The organism is Nitrospirillum guaranorum (genome assembly GCF_034653275.1).
Taxonomy (GTDB): Bacteria; Pseudomonadota; Alphaproteobacteria; order Azospirillales; family Azospirillaceae; genus Nitrospirillum.
Genome location: NZ_JAYEES010000003.1, coordinates 2,374,622 through 2,390,823 on the forward strand (window position 1 = coordinate 2,374,622; position 16,202 = coordinate 2,390,823).

A 16,202-nucleotide genomic window follows, 5' to 3' on the forward strand; every position below is an offset into this window, starting at 1 on the left:
AGACGACCATGACTCAGATCGGCCAATTCACTCGCACCAGGTCCGGCTATTCCGGGCGGCTTACCGCGCTCGGCATCGACGCCGAACTCGCCTTCGTTCCGGCCGAACCCTCCGAAGCCGAGAACGCGCCGGACTACCGCGTCCTGCTCGGCGGGAGCGACGGCATCGAGATCGGCGCCGGCCGGAAGCATGTCGGCGAACGTGCCGGCGACTACGTCTCCGTGCAGCTCGACAGCCCGCTGTTCCCGCGTCCGCTGCGCGCCAACCTCTTCCGCTCCGGCGACGACAACGGCACCTGGGGTCTGCACTGGTCGCGGCCAGCCAAGCCGCGCCTCAACACGCGCGACAGCGAGGACTGAGCGGTGCGCGGCCCGCATCGATCGCAGCATCATCGGAGCGGCACGGACAAGTCCCGTGCCGCCTCCCGGCTGCTCCTCCTTCTCCTTTCCGGCCTGCCGATCGCCGCTTCGCCAATGTCGCCGGCGCGGGCTCAGACCGTGCCGCCGGTTCCGGCCGAGGCGAGCACCCAGCTCGCCGGCTTCGCGAGCGAGGCCTCGCAGCGGTTTGGCGTTCCGGTCGCCTGGATTCGCGCGCTCATGCGTGTCGAAAGCGCCAACGACGCGCGCGCGGTCTCGCCCAAGGGCGCGATGGGCCTGATGCAGATCATGCCCGACACCTGGGCCTATCTGCGCGCCCGCTATCGCCTTGGCAGCGATCCGTTCGATCCCCGCGACAACATCATCGCGGGCACGGCCTATATGCGCGAACTCTACGATCGCTACGGCGCGCCGGGCTTTCTCGCCGCCTACAATGCCGGACCCGGACGGTACGACGACTACCTCGCGAACGGCCGCGCGTTGCCGGCCGAGACGCGCGCCTATGTCGCCCAGCTCACGCCCCTTGTCGGCGGCGAAGCGTCCCCGGCCGTCGTCACTGTTGCTGCCGCCGACCCGCTGGCCTGGACACGCGCGCCGCTCTTCATCGGCGCCTCTGATCGCGGTCCGGGCGCAGGTCCGGTGCAGGCGGATGGTCAGGCCCGTGACGGCGATATTGCGGCTCCACCGCGCGATGCGGCGGCCGATGCGAACCCGACCGGCGGCCTGTTCGCCTCCCGCCGGGAGCCCGCAGGCCCGCGATGACTGTCTCACCTATCCATCGCAGCGTGGCAAACCCCAGCGCAGTGTGGAGGGCGTTGGAAGGGAGGACCGCAAACACAACCGCACGATGGCAGGATAAAGGGGCGCGATGTGCGCTTCGGTTCGGTTGTGCTTTTTCAAGGGGTTATGACGCGATTTCGCGAGGTGCGCCTGATCGGCGCAGCCTGCGCACCGGCGCATTTTTCAAGAATATCATCGCGTTGGCGCGATGTGCGGAGCGTCGGGCATGACCGACGAGCACGAATTCCGCATCCGGCCAGGCCGCATCCGCTCGACCAGCGCGCAGCGGGCGCGGCCCTTCATCGCCCAGGCGCTCGCGGCCGCTCAGCGCGCCGGCGGCAGCGTCTCCCGGCAAGGGAAGATCGGGTCGGGCGCGCGGTCCCGGTTCGGGCGCGGACAGCGCGCCTCGATCCAGGCGAACCGCCTCATCACCGCGCGCTCGCGCGGTGCGGTCATCAAGGCGCGCGTCGTCCGTCATGGCGCGCGGTCCGCGCCGCTCTCGACGCATCTCGATTATCTCCGCCGCGATGGCGTCACCCGCGACGGGGAGAAGGCCCGGCTGTTCGGTCCGGGCGGGGATGACGTCGACGCCAAGAACTTTGCGGAGCGGTCCGAGGACGACCGCCACCATTTCCGCTTCATCGTCTCGCCGGACGACGCGCTGGAAATGTCCGACCTCAAGGGCTTCATCCGTGAGCTGGTCGGCCAGTTGGAGAAGGACCTCGGCACGCGGCTCGAATGGGTCGCGGTCGATCACTGGAACACCGAGCATCCGCATGTCCATCTGATCGTCCGCGGCGTGCGCGACGACGGCGAAAACCTGGTCATCGCGCGCGACTATATAAAGGAGGGCATGCGCGATCGGGCGCGCGACCTGATCACCCAGGAGCTGGGGCCACGCACCGATCAGGAGATCCGGCAGACGCTGGAGCGCCAGATCGACGCCGACCGCTGGACCAACCTCGATCGCCAACTCGCCCGCGACGCCTATCGCACCGGCGTCATCGATCTCGCGCCGCGCGCCGATCGGCAGCCCGACGAATTCGATGCCCTGAAGATCGGCCGGCTGCGCAAGCTCGAAGGTCTCGGGCTCGCCGACGAGATCGGCCCGGGACAATGGACCATCTCGGATAGGGCCGAGGCGACCCTGCGCGAGCTCGGCGAGCGCGGCGACATCATCAAGCGCATCCACCACGGCCTGACCGAGCGGGGCATCGAGCGCGGCGCGGCGAGCTACGTGCTGGCATCCGAAAGCCTGAACGATCCGGTCATCGGGCGCCTGGTCGCCCGTGGCCTCGATGACGAGCTGAAGGGCACGGCCTTCGCTGTCGTAGACGGCGTTGACGGCCGGACTCACCACATCAAGCTGCCGGACCTCGACGCGGCCGGCGACAGCGCGCCGGGTTCAATCGTCGAGCTTCGGAAATTCGACGATGCGCGCGGCCAGCGTCGCGTGGCGATCGCGGTGCGCTCCGACCTCGACACCGAGCGGCAGGTCACCGCGACCGGCGCCACCTGGCTCGATCGGCAGAATATCGCCCGCGAGCCGGCGGCGCTCGGCGGCGGCTTCGGCGCCCAAGTGCGCGACGCCCTGGACCGGCGCGCCGAGCATCTTGTCGGCCAGGGCCTCGCCGAACGCCAGAAGCGCGGCGTCAGCTTCCAGCCCGGCATAGTCGACACGCTGCGGCGTCGCGAGCTGGAGGCGGTTGCCGAACGCATCGCCGCTGAGACCGGACGGCCGCAGGTCAAACCTGAATCCGGCGAATATGTCACCGGCACCTACCAGCGGCGGATGAACCTCGCGAGCGGCCGCTTCGCGATGATCGACCACGGGCTCGGCTTCAGCCTCGTGCCCTGGACGCCATCACTCGAAAAGCAGCTCGGCTGTCACGTCTCCGGAGTCGCCCGAAGCGACGGCGGCGTCGACTGGAGCTTCGGCCGCCAGCGCGGGCTCGGCCTGTGACCACCATCTCGAAAGGACCCCGCCATGTCCGCCACCAAGATCCTCTGGGGCCAGATCCTCACCGTCTTCGCCATCGTCCTGTTGACGACATGGACCGCTACGCAATGGACGGCCTTCAGGCTCGGCTTCCAGCCCCAGCTCGGGCCGCCATGGTTCATACTCGGTCATTTGCCGATCTACTATCCGTGGTCCTTCTTTCCCTGGTGGTACTTCTACGACGCCTATGCACCGCCGATCTTCGTCGAGGGCGCCTATATCGCGGCGTCCGGCGGCTTCGTGTCGATCGCCGTCGCCATCGGCATGTCGGTGTGGCGGGCGCGGGAAGCGAAGAACGCCGAGACCTTCGGCTCGGCGCGCTGGGCCCGTCATGACGAAGTGCGCGGCGCCGGCCTGCTCGGCGAGGACGGCGTGGTGCTCGGCAAGTTCGACCACGCTTATCTTCGGCACGATGGACCCGAGCATGTGCTGTGCTTCGCGCCGACCCGCTCCGGCAAAGGCGTCGGCCTAGTCGTGCCGTCGCTGCTCACCTGGCCGGGCTCGGCGATCGTCCATGACATCAAGGGCGAGAACTGGACGCTGACCGCCGGCTTCCGCGCCCGTCACGGCCGGGTGCTGCTGTTCGATCCGACCAACGCCAAGTCGGCCGCCTACAATCCGCTCCTCGAGGTGCGCCGCGGCGAGTGGGAGGTCCGCGACGTGCAGAACATCGCCGACATCCTGGTCGACCCGGAGGGCAGCCTCGAAAAGCGGAACCACTGGGAGAAGACCAGCCACGCGCTCCTGGTCGGCGCGATCCTGCATGTCCTCTACGCGGAGGAGGACAAGACGCTCGCCGGTGTCGCCGCCTTCCTCTCCGATCCGAAGCGGCCGATCGAGTCCACCTTGGCGGCGATGATGAAGACTGCCCATCTCGGGGAGAGCGGACCGCATCCGGTAATCGCGTCGGCCGCCCGCGAGCTGCTCAACAAGTCCGACAACGAACGCTCCGGCGTGCTCTCGACCGCCATGTCGTTCCTCGGCCTCTATCGCGATCCCGTCGTCGCCGAGGTGACGCGCCGCTGCGACTGGCGCATCGCCGACATCGTGGGCGCCAAGCAGCCGACCAGCCTTTACCTGGTCGTGCCGCCGTCGGACATTGCCCGGACCAAGCCGCTCATTCGCCTCATCCTCAACCAGATCGGCCGGCGTCTGACCGAGGACCTCAAGGCCAAGGGCAACCGGCATCGGCTGCTGCTGATGCTCGACGAGTTCCCAGCGCTCGGCCGGCTCGACTTCTTCGAAACCGCGCTCGCCTTCATGGCGGGCTATGGGTTGAAGGCGTTCCTGATCGCGCAGTCGCTGAACCAGATCGAGAAGGCCTACGGGCCGAACAACTCGATCCTCGACAACTGCCATGTCCGCGTCAGCTTCGCGACCAACGACGAACGGACCGCCAAGCGCGTCTCCGACGCACTCGGGACCGCGACCGAGATGCGTGCCATGCGCAACTATGCCGGCCATCGTCTCTCGCCGTGGCTCGGTCACCTGATGGTGTCACGCTCGGAAACTGCGAGGCCGCTGCTCACGCCCGGCGAGATCATGCAGCTCCCGCCCGCCGACGAGATCGTCATGGTCGCGGGCACGCCGCCGATCCGCGCGAAGAAGGCGCGCTACTACGAGGATCGCCGCTTCAAGGATCGGATCATGCCACCGCCGGCGCTTACCAGGCCATTGCAGCCCGCCGCGGACGACTGGAGCCGGCTTCCGCTTCCGGCACGGCCGGCGAGCGCGGTGTCGGCCGGTGCGGTAATCGTTGATGACGGTGGTGACGGAGATCCGACCGGATCGGAACGTCGCCACCAGCCGGAGCTGGAACGCGCCGCGCCGGTCGAGAAGAAGGCGCCGATCGAGAACGAGTTCGACGGCGGATTCGACGACGAGGCCGATGACGACGCGGCCCGGATCAGCCGCGCCAACCAGATCATGCAGGGCGTGGCGCGACAGGTCTCGCTCGACCCGAACGACGGCATGGAGCTGTGAAGCGCCCATGGCCAATCCATCGAAGAAGCAGCGCCTGTCGGTCTATCTCGAACCCGAGGTGATGAAGGCGCTTGCGGCCTATGCGGCCCGGCGCGATCAGTCGCGCTCGCTCATCGCCGAGGCGGCGATCGCGTCTTTCCTGTCGCCGGACGCCGCCGAACGGCAGGAGGCGGCGACGACCAAACGCCTCGACCAGCTCGACCGTCGCATGACGCGCATGGAGCGCGATGTCGGCATCTCGATCGAAATGCTCGCCGTCTTCGTGCGGTTTTGGCTGACCACCAATCCGCCGCTGCCGGAGCCCGCACAGGCCGCTGCACGCGCCCAGGCCGGCGAGCGCTACGACGCCTTCGTCGCGGCGCTCGGGCGCAGACTCGCCAAGGGTCCGAAGCTCCGGCAGGAGATTTCCGAGGACATCGATCCCGCGCGCGACGCGCAATAAGCATGGATTACGGCATCTCAAGTATCCTGCGATTCCGCCGAACGCCTGTCTTTGTACTCCACAGTACGACCTGTGAAACAACCTGTTGCCGAGGCGCAGTTTCCGGTTCTCTTAATCATCCCCGATCCAGGGACGGCCTGACGCGGTCCCGCAAAGAACGGGGACGACGTGGCCAGTTCTTCCGAGAAATCCGAGGCGATACTTCGCGGGGCCCGCATGCTGCGGACCGCACTCGGCCCCGCCATAGCCGGTTTCCTTGGAGACGCCAGCGTCGTCGAGGTGATGCTCAACCCCGACGGCCGTCTCTGGATCGACCGGCTCTCGGAAGGTTTGTCGGACACGGGCGAGCGACTCTCGGCGGCCGACGGCGAGCGCATCGTGCGCCTGGTCGCCCACCATGTCGGTGCCGAGGTCCATGCGGGCAATCCGCGCGTCTCGGCCGAGCTGCCGGAAACGGGGGAGCGGTTCGAGGGGCTTCTGCCCCCGGTTGTGGCGGCGCCGGCCTTCGCGATCCGCAAGCCCGCCGTCGCCGTCTTCACGCTGCAAGACTACGTCGCCGCCGGCACCATGACCGCCGACCAGGCCGAGATACTGCGCCAGGCTGTCGCCGATCGCCGCAACATCCTCGTGGCCGGCGGCACCTCGACCGGCAAGACGACGCTCACCAATGCGCTGCTCGCGGAGGTGTCGAAAACCTTCGACCGCGTGGTGCTGATCGAGGACACCCGTGAACTGCAATGTTCCGCGCCGAACCTGGTCGCCATGCGCACCAAGGACGGCGTCGCCACGCTTTCCGATCTGGTCCGCTCCTCGCTGCGCCTGCGGCCCGACCGCATCCCGATCGGCGAGGTGCGCGGCGCCGAGGCGCTCGACCTGCTCAAGGCCTGGGGCACCGGCCACCCCGGAGGGATCGGCACCATCCATGCCGGCACCGCGCTCGGCGCGCTCCGCCGCCTCGAGCAGCTCATCCAGGAAGCCGTCATCACTGTCCCGCGCGCGCTGATCGCGGAGACGATTGATCTTGTCGCGGTCCTCTCGGGCCGCGGCTCGACCCGGCGCCTAGCCGAACTCGGTTGCGTCGAAGGGCTCACGCCCAATGGCGACTACCGCGTCCGCCCCGCAACCCAGCCCCCCGAAGGAGAACCCGCATGATCCGCCGTGCCCTGCATTTTCGTCGCCATGTGGCGACAGCCGCATCCGTCCTCCTGGCCAGTGTCTTGCTGGCCCCGGCCGCCCACGCTTCCGGCTCTTCGATGCCGTGGGAAGCGCCGCTGCAATCGATCCTCGAATCCATCGAGGGGCCGGTCGCCAAGATCATCGCGGTGATCATCATCATCGTCACTGGCCTGACGCTCGCCTTCGGCGACACCTCGGGCGGCTTCCGCCGCCTGATCCAGATCGTCTTCGGCCTGTCGATCGCCTTCGCCGCGTCGAGCTTCTTCCTGTCCTTCTTCTCGTTCGGCGGCGGAGCGCTCGTCTGATGGCGGGCCTGATCGAGAGCGGCGGCGACGTGTCGGGTTACACCGTCCCGGTTCATCGGGCACTGACCGAGCACATCCTGCTCGGCGGCGCACCTCGCGCCATCGCCATCCTCAACGGCACGCTCGCCGCCGCTCTCGGTCTCGGTCTTCGCCTCTGGCTGGTCGGCCTCTGTCTCTGGGCCATCGGCCATTTCGCCGCCGTCTGGGCGGCCAAGCGCGACCCGCAATTCGTCGACGTCGGCCGCCGGCACCTCCGCATCCCCGGTCACCTGAACGTCTGAGGCGCGCGCCATGATGAACCTCGCCGAATATCGCCACACCTCGACCCGCCTTGCGGATTTCCTCCCATGGGTGGCGCTCGTCGCGCCCGGCGTCGTCCTCAACAAAGACGGCAGCTTCCAGCGCACCGCGCGCTTCCGCGGACCCGATCTCGATTCCGCCGTGCAGGCCGAGCTGGTCGCCGTCGCGGGGCGCCTCAACAGCGCCTTCCGGCGCCTCGGCAGCGGCTGGGCGATCTTCGTCGAAGCGCAACGCCATGCCGTCGACGCCTATCCGGCAAGCCGGTTCCCCGATCCGGCCTCAGCGATGGTCGATGCCGAGCGCAAGGCCGACTTCGAAGAGGACGCCGTCCATTACGAGTCGAGCTATTTCCTGACCTTCACCTTCCTTCCGCCGGCCGAGGATGCCGCACGCGCCGAGAGCTGGCTTTACGAGGGCAAGGCCGAGCGCGGCGTCGATGCCTGGGAGGCGCTGCGCGGCTTCGTCGATCGTACCGATCGCATCCTGCAGCTCGTCGAGGCCTTCATGCCGGAATGCGGGTGGCTCGATGATGCCGAGACGCTCACCTATCTGCACTCGACCGTCTCGACGAAGCGCTACCGCGTGCGCGTTCCCGAGACGCCGATGTATCTCGACGCGTTGGTGGCCGATCAGCCGCTCACCGGCGGGCTGGAGCCGCGCCTTGCCGACGCGCATCTGCGCATCCTGACCATCGTCGGATTTCCGACCGCAACGACGCCCGGCATCCTCGACGATCTCAACCGGCTTGCCTTTCCGTATCGCTGGTCGACGCGGGCGATCCTGCTCGACAAGACCGACGCCACGAAGCTTCTGACCAAGATCCGCCGACAGTGGTTCGCCAAGCGCAAGTCGATCGCCGCGATCCTCAAGGAGGTGATGACCAACGAGGCGAGCGCCCTGGTCGACACCGACGCCGCCAACAAGGCCGCCGACGCCGACCTCGCGCTGCAGGAACTCGGCGCCGACTATGCCGGACAGGCCTATGTCACCGCCACGATCGCCGTCTGGGATAATGATCCCCGCGTCGCGGCCGAGAAGCTCCGTCTCGTCGAGAAGGTGATCCAGGGCCGCGACTTCACCGCGATGCCCGAAACGATCAACGCGGCCGACGCCTGGCTCGGGTCGCTGCCCGGCCACGTCTACGCTAATGTCCGTCAGCCGCCGATCTCGACGCTCAATCTTGCCCACATGATACCCCTAAGCGCCGTGTGGGCGGGGCCGGAACGGGATGAGCACTTTGGTGCGCCCCCCTTGCTGTACGGCAAGACCGAAGGGTCCACCCCGTTCCGGTTCTCCATCCATGTCGGCGACGTCGGTCACACGCTGGTGGTCGGACCGACCGGCGCCGGCAAGTCCGTCCTGCTGGCGCTGATGGCGCTACAGTTCCGCCGCTACGCCCAAGCCCAGGTCTTTGCCTTCGACTTCGGCGGCTCGATCCGCGCAGCCGCCATCGCCATGGGCGGCGACTGGCACGATCTTGGCGGCGGCCTGACCGAGGGCTCCGCCGACAGCGTCGCGCTTCAGCCGCTCTCCCGGATCGACGAGGCGGCAGAGCGTGCCTGGGCCGCCGACTGGATCGTCGCGATCCTGATGCGCGAAAGCATTCAGGTCACGCCCGAGGTCAAGGAGCTGATCTGGACGGCGCTGTCGTCGCTGGCGAGCGCGCCGATCGGCGAGCGCACCCTGACCGGCCTCGCGGTGCTGCTGCAGTCGAACGACCTGAAGCAGGCGCTGCGGCCGTACTGCGTCGGCGGGCCCTACGGCCGGTTGCTCGATGCCGAGAGCGAGCATCTCGGTGTCGCCACCGTCCAGGCCTTCGAAACGGAAGGCTTGATCGGGACGGCCGCGGCTCCGGCGGTGCTCTCCTATCTCTTCCACCGCATCGAGGACCGGCTGAACGGTGAGCCGACGCTGATCATCGTCGACGAAGGCTGGCTTGCCCTCGACGACGAGGGTTTCGCCGGCCAGCTCCGCGAGTGGCTGAAGACGCTGCGCAAGAAGAACGCCAGCGTCGTCTTCGCTACCCAGTCCCTGTCCGACATCGACGGATCGGCGATCGCGCCCGCCATCATCGAGAGCTGCCAGACCCGGCTGCTGCTGCCGAACGAACGGGCGATCGAGCCGCAGATCACCGCGATCTACCGCCGCTTCGGCCTCAACGATCGGCAGATCGAGATCCTCGCCAGGGCCATGCCCAAGCGGGACTATTACTGCCAGAGCCGTCGCGGCAACCGGCTGTTCGAGCTGGGCCTCGCCGACGTCGCGCTCGCGCTCTGCGCGGCATCCTCCAAGACCGACCAGGCCGCCATAGACCGGATCGTCACCGAGCACGGACGCGAGCGCTTCCTCGCGGCGTGGCTGCGCCATCGCGGCGTCGCGTGGGCGGCCGACCTCATTCCCAACCTCACCAACCTGGAGAAACCATCATGAAATTGCGCCGTTACCGCGCAGCGCGATTCGCTGCTGCACTGCTCGCGGCTCCTGCCGCGCTCGCGCCAGTTTTCGCGACGCCTGCCCAAGCCATCATCGTCTACGACCCGACCAACTACGCGCAAAACGTGCTGCAGGCTGCTCGCGCGTTGCAGCAGATCAACAACCAGATCACCTCGCTGCAAAACCAGGCACAGTCCCTGATCAACCAAGCGCGCAACCTCACCAGCCTCCCGTTCTCCTCCCTCCAGCAGCTTCAGCAGTCCGTCCAACGGACTCAGCAGCTCCTCCAGCAGGCGCAGGGCATCGCGTACAACGTCCAGAACATCGACCGCGCGTTTCAGACAAACTACGCGGCCGGCAGCGCCTCGATGAGCGCGTCCGACCAACAGCTCGTCGCTCAGGCGAAAGAGCGCTGGAACAACACGGTCTCAGGCCTTCAGGACGCGATGCGCGTCCAGGCCGGCGTCGTCGACAACATCGACACCAACCGCACTCAGATGTCGGCGCTAGTCGGACAGAGCCAGGGCGCGACCGGCGCCCTGCAGGCGACGCAGGCCGGCAACCAGCTTCTCGCACTCCAGGCTCAGCAGCTCGCCGATCTCACCGCCGTTGTCTCCGCCAACGGCCGTGCGCAAGCGCTCGCCGAGGCCGAGCGGTCCGCAGCCGCCGAACAGGGCCGCGAGCAACGTCGCCGCTTCCTGGCGCCCGGTGTCGGTTACCAAGCCGGCAACGCGCAGATGTTCCCGGGCAGCAACTGAGGACGCGGCCATGGACGGCAAAATCCTTGCGCGCGTCGGTGCTGTCGTCTTCGTCGCCTTCGCTATTACTGCGACGGTCATTGAATTGTCTCGCAAAGACGAACCGCCGGTTTATCGCAGCCTCGCCGCGACGACCGAAACGGGCATCGACCCGCTGAAGATCGAGCTACGGCGCTGCCAGCAACTTGGAGAAGCCGGCACCCGCGATCCCGCTTGCCTTCAGGCCTGGGCGGACAACCGCGACCGCTTCTTGAAGCCATCGCAGGCCCTGCAGCCGCAGCCGGCGCCGCTGGCGCCGGGACCGCAAGGTCAGCCGCAGAATCCTCCGCCAGCCCGCGATCCCGCTGTCAACGAGACCGCTCCGACGATCGACTCCCACACGAACGAGGCGCGTTGAGATCATGGGCGGCACAGGCGTCATCGACCATTTCCTGGAGGTCTTCACCCGCTACATCGATAGCGGCTTCGGTCTCCTCAGCGGCGAAGTGGCCTTCATCGCCACCACGCTGATCGTGATCGACGTGACGCTCGCCGCACTGTTCTGGAGCTGGGGCGCCGACGACGACATCATGGCGCGCCTCGTTAAGAAGACGCTGTTCGTCGGCGTCTTCGCCTACCTGATCGGCAATTGGAACAACCTGGCCCGCATCATCTTCGAGAGCTTCGCTGGCCTGGGTCTCAAGGCGTCGGGGACCGGCTTCACAATCGCGGACATGATGAGGCCCGGAAAGGTCGCCCAGACCGGCCTCGATGCCGGGCGGCCGCTGCTCGATTCCATCTCCGATCTAATGGGCTATTGGAGCTTCTTCGAGAACTTCATCCAGATTGCGGTGATGCTGCTCGCCTGGGCGCTGGTGCTGCTCGCCTTCTTCATCCTCGCCATCCAACTCTTCGTCACCCTGATCGAATTCAAGCTGACGACGCTTGCCGGCTTCGTGCTCATTCCCTTCGGTCTCTTCGGCAAGAGCGCTTTCATGGCCGAGCGCGTGCTCGGCAACGTCATCGCCTCCGGCATCAAGGTGCTGGTCCTCGGCGTCATCATCGGCATCGGATCGAGCCTGTTCTCCGAGTTCACCGCCGGCTTTGGCGGCCGCACTCCGACGATCGACGAGGCGATGGCGATCGTGCTCGCTGCACTGACCTTGCTCGGCCTCGGCATCTTCGGCCCCGGCATCGCCAACGGCCTCGTCTCCGGAGGCCCGCAGCTCGGCGCCGGCGCTGCGGTCGGAACCGGGCTTGCCGCAGGTGGCATGGTCGCGGCCGGAGCTGCCACGGTCGGCGCCGTCGCTTCTGGAGGTGCGGCGCTCGCAGGAGGCGCCGCTGCCGCTGCCCGCGGAGGCGCTGCCCTCGCGGGCGGAGCTTCCACCGCATACAGCCTGGGCGCCGCAGGGCAGACAGGCGCCTCGGGCGTGGTTAGCGGCCTGGGCGGCGTCGCTCGGGCCGCCGGTTCCGCAGCCACATCGCCGCTTCGGCGCGCTGCCGAGCGCGCGTCATCGAGCATGCGCTCCAGCTTCGCCGATGGAGCCCGGTCCGCCTTTGAGTCGACCGGGGGCTCCTCGACCATGGGCACCGTTGGCGAAGCTGCCAACGACGCCGCTCTAAGCCCTGCCGATGGCGGCGATCAACCGCCCGCCTGGGCCCGCCGCATGAAGCGCTCGCAACAGATGAGCCACGCCGTCTCGACCACCATCAATGCGGTGCGCAGCGGCGACAGCCACGGCGGCGGCTCCTCCATCAATCTCTCCGAAGGTGACCTCTGATGTTTCGACGACCCTCGACGCACTATGGAAAAGCTCCCGAACCCGAAACGCCGTACCAGCGCGCTGCACAGGTCTGGGACGACCGCATCGGCTCGGCGCGCGTTCAGGCACGTAACTGGCGCTACATGGCGTTCGGCTCGCTCTTCCTGTCGGCCGGATTCGCGGCGGCACTGGTCTGGCAGTCGGCGCGCGGCACCGTCGTTCCGTGGGTCGTCCAGATCGACCGGCTCGGCCAGGCACAGGCGATCGCTCCGGCGACGCCCGATTACCGACCGACCGACCCGCAGATCGCCTTCCACCTCGCGCGCTTCATCGAGCAGGTCCGCTCGATCCCGGCGGACGCGATCATCGTCCGCCAGAACTGGCTGCGGGCTTATGACTTCACGACGGACCGGGGAGCCGCGGCCCTGAACGACTATGCGCGCTCGAACGACCCTTTCACCAAAGTTGGCCGTCAGCAGATCGCCGTGGACGTCTCCAGTGTGATCCGCGCTTCTCCCGACAGCTTCCGGGTCGCATGGACCGAGCGCCGCTACGAGAACGGCCAGCTCGCCGAAACGACCCGATGGACGGCGATCCTCACCATCGTCGTCCAGATTCCGCGCAACGCCGACCGGCTGCGCGCCAATCCGCTGGGGATCTACGTCAACGCAATTTCATGGTCACGGGAGCTGGGGCAATGACGATGCCGATTTGCCGTAAAGCCGGAGAACCGGCTTTCCGTACTCGCACACTGGCAGTTTTACTGCTTTCCGCCACGGCGCTTGCCGGCTGCGCGACTACGCAAAAGCCGCCCGAGATCAGCTACGACGACGCGCCTGCCGCCGTCCAAACCGTCGATCCTCCAGCGCCCGTCGCGGTCGTCGAACTGCCGAGGCCTCTTCCGCTGCCCGGACAGATGAAGCCGGTCGAGGAATCTCGGCGAGCGCCCGAGGCAGCTGATCCCACGGCACGGGTCAACCAGGCCAATGCTGCCGCCCGCATCCAGCCGGTACGCGACGGCTTCATCAACTCGATGCAGGTCTATCCTTTCACGCAAGGGGCCCTCTACCAAGTCTACACCGCCGTCGGGCAGATCACCGACATCGCCCTACAGCCAGGCGAGCAGCTCGTCGGCTCCGGCCCGGTGGCTGCCGGCGACACGGTGCGCTGGATTATTGGCGACACGCAAAGCGGTTCCGGCGCGACGCTGCAGGTCCACATCCTGGTGAAGCCGACAAGGGCCGATCTGATGACCAATCTCGTCATCAACACCAACCTGCGCACCTATCACATGGAGCTGCGCTCGACCGAGCGCACCTATATGGCTTCGGTCTCCTGGCAGTATCCCCAGGATCAGCTCATCGCGCTGCGCCGCCAAAACGCTGAAGCACAGGCGACCCAGCCGGTGGCGACCGGCGTCGATCTCTCGCGCATCAACTTCCGCTACGACGTGACCGGGGACCGCGCCGCGTGGCGCCCGCTGCGGGCCTACGATGACGGTCGGCAGGTCTTCATCGAATTCCCCCGGGGCATCGGTCAGGGCGAAATGCCGCCACTCTTCGTCGTCGGCGCCGAGGGCACCACCTCTGAGCTCGTCAACTACCGGGTTCGCAACAACTACATGATCGTCGACCGGCTGTTCGCAGCCGCCGAGCTCCGATTCGGCTCCGGCGACACGCAGAAGCGCGTCCGGATCACCCGCACCGACGGGAGGCCCGCATCGTGAGCGACGACCGGAACGAGGAAGAGGAAGCCGCCGCGCCGCTAACGGGATCGGCGCCGGAGGCGGCCGCACCGATGCGGCTGCGTGCCGAAGCTCCGCGTGTCACGCGGCTGTCGCGCAAGGTGCTCGCCGGGCTCGGCCTGGTGGCAAGCCTCGGCCTCGGCGGCGCGCTGGTCTATGCGCTCCAGACCCGCAACGGCGCCCGGGCGCCCGAGGAACTCTATTCGACCGACAACCGCTCGACCGCGGACGGCCTTCAGGGTCTGCCGCGCGACTATACCGGCGTGCCCCAACTCGGGCCGCCGCTGCCCGGCGATCTCGGTCGGCCGATTGTCAGCGCTCAGAACCGCGGGCAGCCCGTACCGACGCCCGGCGTTACGCCCGCGCAGCCGGGCATTAGCGCGGAGGAGCAGCGCCGCCTCCAGGAGATCGAGACAGCGCGCACCAGCCGGCTGTTTGCGGCGTCAGAAGCGCGCAACACGGCACCGGCGACGACGAGCGCGCCGCCCCCTGCGCAGCCCGATTTAACGAGCCTTGGCCTCGCGCCGCCAGCGGCGACGCCGACGGCGCAGGAGCGGCAACAGGCGTTCCTCAACGCGCCGGTTGACCGGCGCACCGTTGCGGCCGATCGGGTCGCCGCACCGGCGTCGCCGAACATCCTGCAGGCGGGCGCGGTCATCTCGGCGGCGTTGATCACCGGCATCCGCTCCGACCTCCCGGGTCAGATCACCGCCCAGGTCACCGAAAACATCTACGACAGCCCAACGGGCCGCATCCTGCTTGTCCCGCAGGGCACGCGCGTCATCGGCCAGTACGACAACAACGTCCAGTTCGGGCAGAGCCGCGTGCTGCTGGTGTGGAACCGCCTGATCTTCCCGAACGGTCGCAGCATTGTGCTGGAACGTCAGCCGGGGGCAGATGCAGAGGGCTACGCCGGCTTGCAGGACGGCGTCGACTATCACTGGTGGGACCTGGCCAAGGCAGCCGGCCTGTGCTGAGAGAGTAATGACCTGACAGTCCCGGCCACACCGGCCCCCGCGGGAGCCGGTGTGGCCATGCCACCTCTGGTAGGGTTTGATGGAGTTGCGAGCAACATCAACCCAAAGACCGGAGAACGACATGACCACGGCACAGAAGGTAGCACGCCGTAAGCTGAGCCTGCTTGAACTTGCGTCCGACCTCGGCAACGTCAGCAAAGCCTGCAAGGTAATGGGCTACAGCCGACAGCAATTTTATGAGATCCGCCGGAACTACCAGACCTTTGGCGCCGATGGCCTGATCGACCGTCTGCCCGGCCCGCGCGGCCCCCATCCCAACCGCGTGCCGGCGGAGGTGGAAACGGCGGTGCTGGACCATGCCCTGGCCCATCCCTGCCACGGCCCTCTGCGGGTGGCCCAGGAACTGGCCATGCGGAACATCCAGGTATCATCCGGCGGCGTGCGTGGCGTGTGGCAGCGCCACAACCTGCTGACCAAGCACGACCGACTGCTGCGCCTGGAGAAGAGCACGGCGGAGCGCAGGCTGACCCTCTCGGACGAGCAAATCCGCCTGCTGGAACGCTTCAGCCCAGAGTTCCGGGAACGGCACATCGAAGCGCCCCACACCGGCGCCCTGGTGGCCGTGGACACCTTCTTCGTCGGCGTCCTCAAGGGTGTGGGCAAGGTCTACCTGCAGACCGCCATCGACTGCCACAGCCGTCATGCCTGGGCCAGGCTCTACGCCAACAAGTTGCCGTTGACCGCTGTCCAGACCCTGAATAACGACGTGCTGCCCACCTTCGAGGCCGAGGACGCCACCGTCGAGGCCGTGCTTAGCGACAACGGCCGCGAGTTCTGTGGCCGCGAGGACCAGCACCCCTACGAACTGTTCCTTCAACTGGAAGGCATCGAGCACAAGCGGACCAAGGTCAAACGCCCGCAATCCAATGGCATCGTCGAGCGCCTGCACCGCACGCTGCTGGATGAGCACTTCCGCGTCGAAGGCCGCCGCACCTGGTTCGACACCATCGAAGAGATGCAGGTCGTGCTCGACCAATACCTGGTCGTCTACAATACCAAGCGGCCCCATCAGGGGCGCGGCATGAAGGGCAGAACACCCCTCCAGGCCTTCCGCGACGGTATCCCCAAGCCACAGAAGGAGGCGCCCGAAGCCGACCTCAAACCCGCCGCCTGATAACCTCACCAG

At 67.5% G+C, this 16,202-nt stretch carries 16 protein-coding genes; all 16 read left to right on the forward strand.

Annotation, left to right across the window (positions count from 1 at the left end):
- Positions 1-8 precede the first annotated feature (8 nt).
- The 16 genes from UAJ10_RS19850 to UAJ10_RS19925 all read left to right on the forward strand — a co-directional run bounded on the left by UAJ10_RS19850 (position 9) and on the right by UAJ10_RS19925 (position 16,190).
- Positions 9-359 carry a DUF736 domain-containing protein gene (locus tag UAJ10_RS19850; protein WP_322916960.1) on the forward strand — a complete coding sequence of 117 codons (351 nt, stop codon included), beginning with the start codon at positions 9-11 and terminating at the stop codon, positions 357-359.
- A 3-nt stretch (positions 360-362) separates the two neighbouring features.
- Positions 363-1,139 carry a lytic transglycosylase domain-containing protein gene (locus UAJ10_RS19855; RefSeq protein WP_322916961.1) on the forward strand — a complete coding sequence of 259 codons (777 nt, stop codon included), beginning with the start codon at positions 363-365 and terminating at the stop codon, positions 1,137-1,139.
- 244 nt (positions 1,140-1,383) lie between these two features.
- Positions 1,384-3,120 (forward strand): relaxase/mobilization nuclease domain-containing protein, encoded by a 1,737-nt coding sequence (locus UAJ10_RS19860; protein ID WP_322916962.1) that lies wholly within the window; start codon positions 1,384-1,386, stop codon positions 3,118-3,120.
- 24 nt (positions 3,121-3,144) lie between these two features.
- Positions 3,145-5,139, forward strand: a complete 1,995-nt coding sequence (locus UAJ10_RS19865) for a conjugal transfer protein TraG (RefSeq protein WP_322916963.1) — start codon at positions 3,145-3,147, stop codon at positions 5,137-5,139.
- A gap of 7 nt (positions 5,140-5,146) precedes the next feature.
- The gene (locus UAJ10_RS19870) at positions 5,147-5,581 is read left to right on the forward strand and encodes a ribbon-helix-helix protein, CopG family (protein ID WP_028745378.1); all 435 of its coding nucleotides are present in this window, start codon (positions 5,147-5,149) and stop codon (positions 5,579-5,581) included.
- 216 nt (positions 5,582-5,797) lie between these two features.
- Positions 5,798-6,733: a P-type conjugative transfer ATPase TrbB gene (gene trbB, locus UAJ10_RS19875; RefSeq protein WP_416235385.1), complete on the forward strand. Its 936-nt coding sequence runs from the start codon at positions 5,798-5,800 to the stop codon at positions 6,731-6,733.
- Positions 6,730-7,062, forward strand: a complete 333-nt coding sequence (locus UAJ10_RS19880; RefSeq protein ID WP_028745376.1) for a TrbC/VirB2 family type IV secretion system protein — start codon at positions 6,730-6,732, stop codon at positions 7,060-7,062. Before trbB ends, UAJ10_RS19880 begins: the two co-directional genes overlap by 4 nt.
- Complete coding sequence (locus tag UAJ10_RS19885; RefSeq protein WP_322916966.1) at positions 7,062-7,343, forward strand: VirB3 family type IV secretion system protein; 282 nt, start codon at positions 7,062-7,064, stop codon at positions 7,341-7,343. The genes UAJ10_RS19880 and UAJ10_RS19885 overlap by 1 nt, the downstream gene beginning before the upstream one ends.
- A gap of 10 nt (positions 7,344-7,353) precedes the next feature.
- A complete protein-coding gene (gene trbE / locus UAJ10_RS19890; RefSeq protein ID WP_322916967.1) occupies positions 7,354-9,792 on the forward strand; it encodes a conjugal transfer protein TrbE in 2,439 nt (812 codons plus the stop codon).
- Entirely contained in the window at positions 9,789-10,553 is a 765-nt protein-coding gene (gene trbJ, locus UAJ10_RS19895; protein ID WP_322916968.1) for a P-type conjugative transfer protein TrbJ, read from the forward strand. The genes trbE and trbJ overlap by 4 nt, the downstream gene beginning before the upstream one ends.
- 10 nt (positions 10,554-10,563) lie before the next feature.
- Positions 10,564-10,950, forward strand: coding sequence for a putative entry exclusion protein TrbK-alt (trbK-alt, locus tag UAJ10_RS19900; RefSeq protein ID WP_322916969.1), 387 nt, complete (start codon positions 10,564-10,566; stop codon positions 10,948-10,950).
- 4 nt (positions 10,951-10,954) lie between these two features.
- Complete coding sequence (trbL, locus tag UAJ10_RS19905) at positions 10,955-12,313, forward strand: P-type conjugative transfer protein TrbL (protein WP_322916970.1); 1,359 nt, start codon at positions 10,955-10,957, stop codon at positions 12,311-12,313.
- Positions 12,313-12,996, forward strand: coding sequence for a conjugal transfer protein TrbF (gene trbF, locus UAJ10_RS19910; protein ID WP_322916971.1), 684 nt, complete (start codon positions 12,313-12,315; stop codon positions 12,994-12,996). Before trbL ends, trbF begins: the two co-directional genes overlap by 1 nt.
- Positions 12,993-14,021, forward strand: a complete 1,029-nt coding sequence (trbG, locus tag UAJ10_RS19915) for a P-type conjugative transfer protein TrbG (RefSeq protein ID WP_463667864.1) — start codon at positions 12,993-12,995, stop codon at positions 14,019-14,021. Before trbF ends, trbG begins: the two co-directional genes overlap by 4 nt.
- Entirely contained in the window at positions 14,018-15,016 is a 999-nt protein-coding gene (locus UAJ10_RS19920) for a TraB/TrbI/VirB10 family type IV secretion system protein (protein ID WP_463667865.1), read from the forward strand. The genes trbG and UAJ10_RS19920 overlap by 4 nt, the downstream gene beginning before the upstream one ends.
- A gap of 121 nt (positions 15,017-15,137) precedes the next feature.
- Positions 15,138-16,190, forward strand: coding sequence for an IS481 family transposase (locus UAJ10_RS19925; RefSeq protein WP_322914931.1), 1,053 nt, complete (start codon positions 15,138-15,140; stop codon positions 16,188-16,190).
- Positions 16,191-16,202: the final 12 nt, after the last annotated feature.